9 protein-coding genes are annotated in these 12,590 nt (G+C 64.9%); 5 read left to right on the top strand and 4 right to left on the bottom strand.

The genetic code is table 11. From position 1 onward, the window contains the following. Positions 1-309: 309 nt before the first annotated feature. Positions 310-2,847 (top strand): TonB-dependent receptor plug domain-containing protein, encoded by a 2,538-nt coding sequence (locus V7066_RS20070; protein ID WP_334184752.1) that lies wholly within the window; start codon positions 310-312, stop codon positions 2,845-2,847. A 25-nt stretch (positions 2,848-2,872) separates the two neighbouring features. Continuing rightward, positions 2,873-4,249, top strand: a complete 1,377-nt coding sequence (locus tag V7066_RS20075) for a spinster family MFS transporter (protein WP_334184753.1) — start codon at positions 2,873-2,875, stop codon at positions 4,247-4,249. A gap of 50 nt (positions 4,250-4,299) precedes the next feature. Here the strand turns inward: V7066_RS20075 and V7066_RS20080 are convergent, their stop codons facing one another. The 4 genes from V7066_RS20080 to V7066_RS20095 all read right to left on the bottom strand — a co-directional run bounded on the left by V7066_RS20080 (position 4,300) and on the right by V7066_RS20095 (position 8,351). Further along, positions 4,300-5,463: a MalY/PatB family protein gene (locus V7066_RS20080; RefSeq protein WP_334184754.1), complete on the bottom strand. Its 1,164-nt coding sequence runs from the start codon at positions 5,461-5,463 to the stop codon at positions 4,300-4,302. Positions 5,464-5,583: 120 nt separating this feature from the next. Continuing rightward, positions 5,584-6,357 (bottom strand): glutathione S-transferase family protein, encoded by a 774-nt coding sequence (locus V7066_RS20085; RefSeq protein WP_334184755.1) that lies wholly within the window; start codon positions 6,355-6,357, stop codon positions 5,584-5,586. Between the two features lie 11 nt (positions 6,358-6,368). Further along, complete coding sequence (locus tag V7066_RS20090; RefSeq protein WP_334184756.1) at positions 6,369-7,235, bottom strand: sulfurtransferase; 867 nt, start codon at positions 7,233-7,235, stop codon at positions 6,369-6,371. Between the two features lie 156 nt (positions 7,236-7,391). Continuing rightward, a complete protein-coding gene (locus tag V7066_RS20095; protein WP_334184757.1) occupies positions 7,392-8,351 on the bottom strand; it encodes a LysR family transcriptional regulator in 960 nt (319 codons plus the stop codon). Positions 8,352-8,937: 586 nt separating this feature from the next. On the opposite strand from V7066_RS20095, the gene V7066_RS20100 reads away from it, so the two are divergent. Genes V7066_RS20100 through V7066_RS20110 form a run of 3 tightly spaced genes read left to right on the top strand, consistent with a single transcriptional unit; the run spans position 8,938 to position 12,581 of the window. Further along, positions 8,938-10,041 (top strand): LLM class flavin-dependent oxidoreductase, encoded by a 1,104-nt coding sequence (locus V7066_RS20100; RefSeq protein WP_334184758.1) that lies wholly within the window; start codon positions 8,938-8,940, stop codon positions 10,039-10,041. Between the two features lie 15 nt (positions 10,042-10,056). Then, a complete protein-coding gene (locus tag V7066_RS20105; protein WP_334184759.1) occupies positions 10,057-11,319 on the top strand; it encodes an acyl-CoA dehydrogenase family protein in 1,263 nt (420 codons plus the stop codon). Continuing rightward, positions 11,316-12,581, top strand: coding sequence for an acyl-CoA dehydrogenase family protein (locus V7066_RS20110; RefSeq protein WP_334184760.1), 1,266 nt, complete (start codon positions 11,316-11,318; stop codon positions 12,579-12,581). Before V7066_RS20105 ends, V7066_RS20110 begins: the two co-directional genes overlap by 4 nt. The last annotated feature ends 9 nt before the right edge of the window (positions 12,582-12,590 follow it).

Below are 12,590 nucleotides of genomic sequence, written 5' to 3' on the forward strand. Positions count from 1 at the left end.
GCCGTCAGGCAGAAAATCCACTTAACCCTCTGTCCAGTTTTACCAGGCCACCTCTCCACGCGTGACTGACCGAAGCCGCGAGTGCGGCCTCGATGGAGAACTATGTCTCCGATCGATAGAACCTATCGATGCCCCTTCGAAGAAACGCATGGCTCAGTCCGCGGTCGCGCGCTATTGTCCACTTAATTGGTTGACAAAGCGGATCGCAAGGAAGCGTCACGGCATCCGCCGCCCCCCATCCCGCAACGACCACAGGGACCGACCCTGCGCAGCATCGCTGCGCAGGGCGAACAGGAGATTGAGCAGATCATGAGCAAGTACGCGGCATATCTGGGCGCCAGCCTTCTCGCATTGGCGTTCGGCGCGGAAGTGGCATTTGCCGAGCAGACCGGGGGGCAGCCGGCGGATCAAAGTTCCGACCTGACGGACCAGTCCCCTCGGTCGGACATCATCGTCACCGGCACCCGTCAGCGCGGTGTGCGCGCGGCAGACAGCGCCGCGCCGATCCAGATCGTGAGTAGTTCTGCATTCGAAAAGGTCGGCCAGCCCGATCTGACGCAGGGCCTGCAACAGAACCTGCCCTCCTTCACGGCCCAGTCGCTGGGTGGCGATACCGGAAACTTCACCCTTTCGGCGTCGCTGCGCGGGCTCAATCCGAACCACACGCTGGTCCTCGTCAACGGCAAGCGCCGCCATACCAGCGCCAACCTTCAGGCCTCGCCCGGCGGCGGGCTCTACCAGGGCGCGGCAGCGGTCGATCTCAACCTGATCCCGGTGAGTGCGATCGACCATGTCGAAGTGCTGCAGGACGGCGCGGCGGCGCAGTACGGCACCGATGCTGTCGCGGGCGTCATCAACATCATCCTCAAGGACAAGACGGGCGGCTCGTTCACCGGCACCGCGGGACAGTATTACAAGGGCGACGGCAAAAGCGGCGATGCCCAGATCAACTACGGGTTCCGCATGGGCGATCGCGGAGTCTTCAACGTAACCGCCGAAGCTCGTTTCCATGACCGCAGCCAGGTCGGCGGAATCGACTACCGCGCGCAGAACCTCGACGGCTCGGTCAAGGACAGCCTTGGCGCGCTGGATGCGGCGGGCGTCGCCGGCGCCTCGGGCTATCCCTATATCAACAAGTCGGTCGGCGATGCGCGCTACCGCGTCTACAACCTGATGTACAATACCCGCTACGACCTTGGCGGCGGCACCAGTTTCTACAGCTTCGGCAGCTACAGCCACCGTTATGCTACGGCCTACCAGAATTACCGCCTGCCCAGCGCCGTCACCACCGACGTGACCGGCGAAACCGTGGCGCTCTATCCGAACGGCTTCAGCCCGCGCGAGGCCTTCTACGAGGACGATTTCTCGATCACTGCCGGCCTCGAAGGCACGCTTTCGGGTTGGGCCTGGGATCTGTCCTCGACTTACGGGATCAATCGCTCGAAGATCTGGACGCGCGATTCCGCCAATGCCTCGCTCTATGCCGACACCGGATCGACGCCGACGAACTTCTACGACGGCTCGCTCAAGGCGACGCAGTGGACGAACAACCTCGATATCTCGCGCGATGTCGAGGTGGGGCTCGCCAGCCCGCTCAACATCGCCTTCGGCGGGGAATTCCGGCGGGAAACTTACGCCATCGGCCGGGGCGACGACGCCTCGATCTATGCCGAAGGCGGACAGGGCTATCCCGGCTTCCAGCCCACCGATGCCGGTTCCCATTCGCGCTCGAACGTTGCGGGTTACCTCGATCTTGCCGTCGATCCGGTCAAGGGCCTGCATGTCGATCTGGCCGGGAGGCTCGAACACTACAGCGATTTCGGTTCGACCGCCGTCTACAAGCTGACCGGACGCTATGACGTCTCGCCCGCTTTCGCGCTGCGCGGTACGGTCAGCACGGGTTACCGAGCCCCCACGCTGGCGGAGGAATACTACTCCTCGACCACGCTGACGCCGACTTACGCGATCGTGCAATTGCCGGTGAATTCGCAGGCGGCCCGGTCTGCCGGATTCTCGCCGCTCAAGCCGGAGAACTCGCGCAGCTTAAGCCTTGGCACGGTCATTCACCCGGCCCCCGGCATGGCGCTGACGATCGACGCCTACCAGACCACCATCCGCGACCGCATTCTCGCCACCGGCTATCTGCTTGGGCAAGTCGGCGCCAATGTCGTGTCGCAGGCCGTGCTCGATGCGATCAGCGATCATGGTAACGTCGTCGGCCCCAACATGGGCTACGTGGCGATGATGCTGTTCACCAACGCGGCGGACACCCGCACGCGCGGGCTCGACGCGACGTTCAGCTATGATACGGCGCTGGGCGACTGGGGACAGGCGAACTGGTCGCTCGGCCTCAATGTCAATCGCACGAAAGTGCTGAGCCAGGCCGATCTGCCCGCCGCCGTTGCCAATGCCGCCTATGGGCAGACCGCCCTGCTCGGCCCCTCGGCGATCAGCACGCTGACCAACTCGACGCCGCGCTGGCGCGTGATCCCGGCGGTGAATATCGTCCACGGCCGTCTCAGCCTCAACATTCGCGAGAACGTCTATGGCAAGGTTTCCAGCCTCGCCAGCCTGAACGGAACAGGCGTGGACGGCCTTGTCCTGAAGATGCCCGTCACCGCGATCACCGATCTCGATGTGGGGTACAAACTCACCTCATCGATCGCGCTGAGCCTCGGGGCCAACAACCTGTTCAACCGCAAGGCGCACACAGTTCCGAATGTTTCGGACGGCGCCGGCGGCGTGCAGCCCGCGAACGGAACCTACAACTACAACGGCCCGATCTTCTACTCTCCCTACGGGATCAACGGCGGATACTACTACGCCAAGGTGAAGATCGACTTCTGATACTGGAATCGGGCAGGAAAACCTCTTGACCATCCTCGAACCCGGCCTAAAGAGGGCCGAGCCGGAAGCCGCTGTTCCCGCTTTCACACCCCCGGACACACCCGTGTCTGGGGGTGAGGGAGGATGGAGTCCGGCCGCGATCTACACGCTGGCGATGCTCACCATCACTTTCGCGTTCAACTATTTCGACCGCCTGCTGATCTCCCTGCTGTTCCCGCTGATCCAGAAGGACCTGTCGCTCAGCGACACCGATCTCGGCCTGATCTCGGGCGTGGCTTTCGTGCTGATCTACGCCTTCATGGGCATCCCGGTCTCCCGCATTGCCGATCGCGGCAACCGCAAATGGATCATCGGGCTGGGCTTCTCGTTCTGGAGCCTGATGACGGTGCTGACCGGCTTCGTCACCAATTTCTGGCAACTGGCGGCGACGCGCTTCCTGATGGGCGCGGGCGAGTCCTCGGGCACGCCGTCCTCCTCCTCGATGCTGTCCGACCTGTTCGACAAGGAGCGTCGCCCGGTCGCCTTCTCGGTCATGGTGTCCGGCACCTCGATTTCCGGGATGCTGCTGACCCCGGCAGCGGGCTGGATCGCCCAGCTATATGGCTGGCGCGCGGCTTACTGGATCGCGGGCGGCATCGGCCTGTTCTTCGGCCTCGTGGTGCTGCTGACGGTCAAGGAACCCCAGCGCGGCCGGTTCGATCCGGTACCGGTTCGGGACGACGAGGCCCGCCCTGCGCTCGGCGAGTCCCTGCTCTATCTCCTGCGCCGCCGGACTTACGTCTATACGACGCTGGCGGCATCGCTCTTCATCATCTCGTTCTATGCCTACATCGTGTGGAACACGACCTTCATGGTCCGCATACATCACATGAGCGTGGCCCACACCGCCAGCCTGTTCGGCCCGATCGGCGGTATCAGCGGGCTGATCGGCGGGCTTTCCGCCGGCCCGACGCTCGCCTGGCTGAACCGCCGCGACGAACGCTGGCAATTTGCCCTGCCCGCACTGTGCTTTCTCGTTGCCGGCGGCGCGCAATATGCCTTCCTCTTCGCGCCTGGCCTCTGGGGCCTGCTGAGCGCAGCGGCACTCGGCAGCTTTGCCGTGACCATGGCGGTGCCGCTGATCTCGCTGATCCTCATCCAGATCCTGCCGCCGCGCATCCGCACTTTCGGCATGGCATTCTATTTTCTGGCCAACTCGCTGCTCGGCGACATTCTCGGGCCGCTCGCGGTGGGGCTGCTGAACGACCATTTCCAGGCGATCTGGGGAGACGAGGCGATCCGCCGTTCGATGGCAGTGACGGCAGCGATGTCGATCGTCTCCGCGCCGGTGCTGCTGCTGGCCGGACGATATCTGGCCAAGGATCGCAAGGCCGCCGAGGACTGGATTCCGGCGACGCGATAACGAAAAAGGCGGGCGGGGATGCGATCCCCGCCCGCCTTTTTTTTTGCGCCTCAAGCCTTGGAGAGTGCAGCGGCCAACCGCTCCACGATGTCTTCCAGCACCGGCAGCGGCGTGGCGAAAACCAGCCGCGCGAAAGCACCGAACCCCTCGCCGCAGCTTTCCCCGTCGGTCAGCTGGACCCCGGCCCTCTCCTTGAAGAACGCCGCGGGCCTGTCCGGCAGCCCGGTGCCGCGAAAATCGAGCCAGCCGATGTAGGTCCCCTCCGGCGGCCTATAGACGGCCCCCGGCAGCTTCTCCGCCACCAACCGCGACAGCGCGAGGCGATTGCGGCCGAGATAGCCCAGCGCTTCGCCAAGCCATTCGAAGCCCGAACGATAGGCCGCGACATTGGCGACGACGCCGAGGTTGCTGGTCCCATGCCCCGCGAAAAACCCGATATTCTGCCACAGCGCCCGGTCCGCCTCGTTGCTGACGATGACTTGCGCGCACTTGAGGCCCGGCAGGTTCCAGGCCTTCGATGCCGAGATGGCGGTCAGCGTATGCCCCGCCGCGGCTGCGTTCACCGAGGCGTAGGGAACATGGCGATGCCCGGCATGGGCGAGCGGCGCCCAGATCTCGTCCGAAAACACCCTCCCTCCGTGGCGATCGACCACTTCGCTGATCGCCTCCAGTTCCTCCCGCGCGAAGACGCGCCCCACCGGATTGCAGGGGTTGCACAGGATCAGCAGGTTGCCGCCTGCGGCAAAGGCGGCGTCGAGCCTCTCCAGATCGAGCGCGTAGCGGCCTTCGGCCTCCACCATCGGCACTTCGATCACCTCGCGGCCCATGTGCGGCGGAATGAGCAGGAAGGGCATGTAGGCAGGCGTCGGCACGATGACCTTGCCGCCGGGACGCGAATGCTGGATCGCCATTTCCAGCGCCTTGATGACATCGGGAACCGGCCAGACATCCCCTTCCCCGATGGTCCAGCCATGGCGCTTGGCCATCATCTCGCTCGTCGCGCCGCGCAAGTCGGCGGTAAGGCGCGCGGGAAGGTAGCCGAACGCCCCCTCGTCGACGGCGGCGTGGAGAGCCTGCGTGATCGGCGGGGCGATACCGAAGTCCATTTCCGCGATGAAGGCGCCCAGCGTCCCATCCTCGTTGGCCCATTTCGTGGCCCCGGTCGCACGCAGCGCATCGATGGTGATGCGGTCGACCTTCTCGGTAAAACTCACGCGCCAGTCCTTTCCGGCCTTGCCGGTATCTAGTCAGTGAAACGCAGCGCGGCCCGCGACACCCCCGGATCGCAGGCCGCGCCCCGCCCGCCGCCTGGGCGGGCAGATGCTCGCTTGGGGTCAAACCCGGACGAAAGGTGCCGGATCGCCTTCGCGCAGCTCCAGCCCGAACAGGGGATTGAGGCCGGGATGACGGCCCAGTCCGCCGAACAGATCGAAGCCGCGCTCGATCCAGTCGCGCAGGGGATCGTCCACGGTCAGGGCCGGAGTACGCGCCACAGAAGCAACCCACAGGAACACCGACAGCGCCGCGTAGTCCGCGAAGTCGGGCGTATCGCCGCCCAGCCATGGACTCTCGCGCAGCATCTCCCGCAGGGGTTCCAGCGCGGGCGGCACCAGCGGCAGGCGATCCTCGCGTCCGGCCTGAACCTCCTCCAGCTTGCGCCCACCGAGGAAGTCCTGCTCGCGGCTCTGGCGTACCGAAGGCCGATCCTCGGGCAGGCAGCGGTCGTGGTAATCGAGAATGTAGCAGGAAAACCACGGATGGATCGCTACCGCCCAGAGCCAGTTGTCGAGGAACTTGACGTAGTTGCGCTGGTCGCTGCCCGAAAACAGCAAGGGACGATCCGGATAGGCCGCATCAAGATGGTCGGCGACGACGAACTCGCCGCTGCGCAGGCTTTCGAACACCCAGTTTTCGCCGCCGCGGATACCCGGCCGGTGGGTCGAGCGTCCCTCGGTCCGGCGTTCGAGGCTGGTGAAGCCGCCGGGAACGATTTCGTAGTCCAGCCCTTTGTGGGCCAGCGCATATTTGGCCTGCCAGACGAAGGGACTGATCGTGCAGCCCGCTTCGAGTTGCAGATCGAAAAGCTGAATGCGGTTATCCTGAGGCATGGGCCATCCTGTCAGAAAATAGGGAAATATCGGGGAGCGGCCGGGCCGGTCTCGCGTGGGAGCGACGGGTCGGCGCCCCATTCGGTCCAGCTGCCATCGTAGAGTGCGACATCGTCCTTCCCGAGCCGCCGCAGCGCCAGCGCGAGCGAGCAGGCCACCACGCCGCTGCCGCAGCTTGTGACCAGCGGCTTGTTCAGATCCACGCCCGCGCCCTCGAACAGGGCGTGCAGGGCATCCGCATCGCGGAAAGTGCCATCGGCAGCGAAGAGATCCCAGAACGGTACGTTGCGGGCGCCGGGAATGTGCCCGGCGGCGACATCGGGATCGGGATCGTCGTCCGTGCCGGTGAAATGCTCTACGCCGCGCCCGTCGACCACGATTTCCGCCCCGCCGGCAAGGTTGGCCAGCAGATCGGCCTTGGTGCGGAAACGGCCATGATCCGGCTGGGCCGTGAACGTGCTGCGGATGGCGGGTTCATGTCCCTGCGCAAGCGGGCGCCCTTCGGCCTTCCATTTCGCAAGCCCGCCGTCGAGCACCGCGACATTGGACAGACCATAGGCCCGAAACAGGAACCAGGCCCGCGCCGCCGTCTTCACCACGCTGTCGTCATAAAGGACGATACGCTGGCCATGATCGATCCCGAGTTCGCGAATTCTCCCGGAGAATTGCTCCGCCCCTGGCGCGGTATTCTCGATCGGCGAGGATGCATCCACGAAAGAGGGCATGTCGAGGAACAGGGCGCCGGGAATATGACCTTGCGCATACTCCTCAATAGAATTGCGATGTGGTTCGAAGTGGTGGCGCGTGGCATCGACGATACGCAGGTCCGGATCGTGCAGATGATCGGCAAGCCACTGCGTGGAAACGATATCTTCCATGATAATGCCTGCTCCTGACGCGAAAGTGCGTGCTTCGGGACGCGTGCGACAACACACCGAAGCGAAGGAGAAGGAGCTAACATGCCCCCCGGCGCGCCGCCACGCGGGCTGGGTCAATAGGCCTTATCGATCCCGTGCATAGGCCGGAACGCCGGTTCAGAAAGCGAGTTCGGCCCTCACCTCGTCGCCGAAATTCACACCGCCTTTGAGCAACCTGTAAAGCGACTGCCGGTGCCAGATGTTGAAGGGATCCTTGTCGAACCTGCGATGCCAGTACTGGCTGATCGCGATCGTCGGCACCGGGAAAGAAGGCGTCAGAATCTTCACATCGGCGATCCGGCGGAAATAGCGCGCCAGCGAGATCGGAATGGCCGCCACCAGGTTGCCGTCCCCTTCAACGATCGAGGGAATCGCGGCGATATGCGGGGTTTCGATACGCACCCGTCCACCCGCGTTTTCCGGCAGCAGGGCATCCGCGATGAACTGCCCGGACTTTACCGAGGATCTGGATTGAAGCGCAATGTGATCCATGGCCATGTATTCCTCCCGGCCCACCTGCCCCTCAAGCGGGCTGGTGGCGGCGGCAAGAAAGACGATCCGGTCCTCGTAGAGTTTCTGGCAGAGAATTTCCGGTGACGTCGGGTCCATGATGCCGACGTAGATATCGAGACTGCCGCTCTCGAGCAGTTCCAACGATTCTTCGGAAGTCGCGGGCAATGAGATGACCCGGCCACCCGGACTATGCCGCCGTAGATGGCGCATCAGCGGCGGCAGGATCACCATGTCGCCCACATCCCCCAGCGCCAGCGTCAGCGCACGCTGGGACGTCAGCGGATCGAAGGAGGGAGATGGCAGCAACGCGCTGCGGGCCAACCGCATGATCTCGAAGATCGGACCGGAAAGTTCCACCGCTTTAGGTGTCGGCGCCATACGGTCGCGCGCGCGGACGAAGAGAACGTCCTCGAACAGCACGCGCAGCCGCTTGAGCGCATGGCTCACCGTACTTTGCGACATGTCCAGTTCTTCGGCGGCGCGAGAAACGTTCTCGCAGCGAAGCAAAGCCTCAAAGACGACCATGAGATTGAGATCCAGGTCGCGCAATCGTTCCTTCAGCATCGCTTCGTTCGTTTCCTGCTCAAGTTCAGCCAGAGCCGTAATCCGAAGTAACTGTTCTCAACCATTCCACTAGACATTATGCGTGCTCAGCCGAGAAGCAAAACTTTCTTATCCGCCTTGCCCGGAAAACAGGGAGCGAGGAGTCAGCGATCACCGCAGCAATATGGCGCCCGACTGCCGCATGAACCCGAGGCCATGCCTTGTCCCCTCGGGGGCAGCTATCGCCAACAGAGCCAACATTCAGCGCCTCATTCGCCCATCCTGCGCCCTGCCGTTCGTTCACCGAGCCGCCAGCGACGATGAAAGGCTAGCTGCTTGGTTGCGACACACCATTGGCATAACACCCGTTTCCTGCCTACTCCGAGAGCGGGCCAACTTCACCGCACGAACATACGGTCTAGGGGCTACTCAGTTGCTCGATTTTAAACATACCCGCTTTGTCAGCTGATGAATTTTCCGCGCTCCCTGCAAAAGAACGACGACGAGCCGGCAACACACCACGGAATTGCGAGCGTTTCCGGCAACTGGCACAGCTCTTGATTAGACAAACTGCAAACGCGCAGCAGGCGCCTAGCAGGGGTTCAATATGCCAGTCGAATTCGTTGGAGCACTCGCCGGTCGCGATCAGTTTCAGGGGCCAGCGGGGGGCGGACAGCATCTCGATCTCGAATTCCTGCGCGATCTCGCCCGCGCGCACGAGAATGCCGGGTTCGACCGGGTTCTGATGCTCGGCGGCGGGGAATCGATCGTCGCCACCGGATTTGCCGCCTCGCACACCGAAAACCTGGGCTTCATGATCCCGTACCGCCCCGGCCTGACCACTCCATTGCAAGGCGCCAAGTCCTTGGCTGCACTCGATCACGTCACGAAGGGACGCATCCGCGTCCATGCCATCACCGGCATCACCGCCGAGCCCGGCCATGGCGACTTCGTCACCGACAAGGACACGCGCTACGCCCGCACCAGCGAATATCTGGACGTGCTGCGCCGGGTCTGGACCTCGGACGAACCGTTCGACCACGAGGGCAAATATTACCAGCTGAAGAACGTCTACTCGCCGATCAAGCCCTTCCAGCAGCCGCACCCGCCGGTCTCGTTCGGCGGATCGTCGGATGCGGCCTATCACGTCGCGGCGCGCCACTGCGATCTCTACGCCCTCTGGGCCGAGCCGCTGTCCGATGTGAAGGAGCAGATCGGCAAGCTGAAGGCCGCCGCTGCCGCAATCGGCAAGCCCACCCCGCGCGTCAGCCTCTCGGTCCGCCTCATCACCGGCAAGACCGAGGCGCAGGCGTGGGAGCGCGCTCACGACATCGCCGACCGCCTTGCCAGCAATCGTCGCAATGCCTCGCCCAGCCCGCTGTTCCACGGCGTTCAGGGCACCGGCACCAAGCGCCTCCTGGCCGCCGCCGAGCGGGGCGAGCGTCATGACAAGTGCCTGTGGTTCGGCACGGCGACCGCAGTGGGCGCCACCCACGATTCCACCTCGCTCGTCGGCACGCCGGACCAGATCGTCGAGGCACTGCTCGACTACTACGACATCGGCGTCACCACCTTCCTCAACCGCGGCTACGAGCCGCTTTACGACGCGGTCGACTACGGCCGCTGGATCATCCCCGCCGTGCGCGAGGAAGTCCGCCGCCGCGAGGAAGCCGCCGCCAAAGCCGCATCCTCCACGCTTCAGCCTGCCTGAACGGAGCCTTTCTCGATGACCACCTTTCCCCCCCGCCTGGCGAGCGAAGCCGAAGCCCTAGCCGCCGCGCATGAAGCGGCCGCCAAAATCGCCCGGCTCGCCCGCGACGCGTCGCTGAACGACAAGGTCCCGCACGAGGCCGCCGAAATCCTGTCCGCCTCGGGCGTGACCAGCATCTACGTGCCGCGCGAGTTCGGCGGGCTGGGCGCCTCGATCGAAACGGTGGTGGAAACCGTGCGGATCATTTCGGCGGCGGACGGCGGCGTCGGGCAGATCCTGCAGATCCACAACGTGATGATCCGCGGCGTCTTCTCGCGCCCGGGCGATGCCTTTCGGGCGCGGCTGATCGAGGATATCTTTGCCGGCAAGCGCTTCGGCAATGCACTGGCCGAGGGCAAAGGCAAGGGCAAGGGCGGCGGCACCCGCCTGACTCAGGACGCGAACGGGGTGTGGCGGCTCAACGGCCGCAAGACGTTCGCCACCGGCTGCTATCTGGCCGAGTGGATTTCCATCTCCGCCACCAGCGACCAGGGGCCGGTCGGCGTCCTGCTCCACCGCGACGCGCCGGGGCTGAAGCTGGAGGACGACTGGCATGCCTACGGCCAGCAGCATTCGGTCAGCGGCAGCATCAGCTTCGATAATGTGGAAGTCGATCCGCGCTTTGCGCCCAAGGCGGCCAAGGCGGGCGGCGCACCGGACTTCATGCCCCGCACCGGGCTGACCTGGCCGCAGATCCTGCACGCCGCGATCGATACCGGCATCGCGCGCGGCGCGCTGGAGGCGGCGACCGCCTATATCCGCGACAACATGCGCGCCTGGCCGGAATCCGGGCTGGAGCGCGCCGCCGACGAGCAGCACACGATCAAGCGCATCGGCGAATATGCCGTCGCCGTGCGCGCGGCGGAATCCGCCCTGCGCTACGCCGCGCGCACGTTCGACCGGTTCAAGGCCGATCCGGGCAACCGCGCGCTGGAAGACGAACTGATCCTCGCCACCGCCACGGCACGCGCGCAGTCCGACGAAGCCTCGATCTTCATCGGCAGCGACCTGTTCTCGCTGACCGGGGCCAATTCCACGCTCGATCGCTGGAACCTGCAGCGCTACTGGGCCGACGCGCGCGTCCACACCACCCACGATCCGATCCGTTGGCGCATCTATCACATCGGCAACTACTACCTGAACGGCGTCCCGCCGGACGAGTACGGCCGCGCGGCCCGGCTGCGCCAGCAGGAAATCGCCATAGCGACCAATAGCGCCACCAAGGAGAACGCGCTGTGAGCGTAGAACCCGCCAACGACCTGCTCGACCGCGAGCGTCCCTCCGCCCCGCGCTTTGCCGACGAGGCCGCCGCGATCTCCGCCGCGCACGAAGCCGCCGCGCTGATCGCCGCGATCTCCGCAGATCCTCAGGAGCGCAATCTCACCCCGCACGAACAGGCGGCGATCCTTGAGCGCTCCGGCGTGACCGCCGTCGCGCTTCCTGTCGAGGAGGGCGGCGTCGGTGCCTCGGTGGCGACGATCGTCGAGATAACGCGGATCGTCTCGGCTGCGGACGGCGGCGTCGGCCAGCTCGTCCAGATCCACAACATGATGCTGCGCGGCATCCTGCGCCGCCCCGACGACGCAGTGCGCCGCCGCGTCATCGCCGATGTCGCCGCCGGCAAGCGGCTGGGCCATGCCGCCGCCGAAGTGGGCGGCAAGCACAAGTTCGACACCCGCACCACCGCCACCCGCAACGCGGAAGGCAAGTGGGTTGTGAACGGCGCCAAGTTCTATGCCACCGGCAGCTACCTGGCCGAATGGATCTCCTCGGGCGCGAACACCGAGGAAGGCCAGATCGGTTTCCTCGTCCACCGCGACACGCCGGGTCTCGTCCTCGACGACGACTGGCACTCCTTCGGACAGCGACATTCGATGAGCGGCGGCGTCCGCTTCGTCGATCTGGTGCTGGATGACTGGCAGGTAAATCTGCCCGTGGCCGGTACGTCGCAAAAGCCGGAACGGACCGGCCTGACCTGGGCGCAGATCAACCACGCCGCGATCGACGCCGGCATCGCGCGCGGCGCCTTCGAAGCGGCGATCCATTACCTCAACAACAATTCCAACGTCTGGATCGATGCCGAAGTGGAGCGCGCGGTGCAGGAACCGCTCATCGTCAAGCGCATCGGCGACTACGCGGTGGCGCTGCGCGTGGCGGAATCGCTGCTGCGCGATGCTGCCGAACTCTACGACGAATACAATGCCAGGGGGCGGCCGAGCGAGCTGGACGACGAACTGATCCTCGCCGTCGCCGCCGCGCGCGCGCGGACCGACGCGGCGGCGCTGCTGATCTCCAGCGACATGTTCTCGCTGCTGGGCGCCAGTTCATCCTATCGCAAGTTCAACCTCGACCGGTTTTGGGCGGACGTTCGCGTCCACACCACGCACGATCCCATCCGCTGGCGTCTGCACCACATCGGCGACTACTACCTGAACGGCGTACCGCCGCACGAATATTCCGCCGCCGCCATTCGCCGCCCGACCCTTTCGAACCCGGACTGACACTGCGCC

This window comes from Novosphingobium sp., from assembly GCF_036820275.1.
In the GTDB taxonomy this organism is placed as follows: domain Bacteria; phylum Pseudomonadota; class Alphaproteobacteria; order Sphingomonadales; family Sphingomonadaceae; genus Novosphingobium.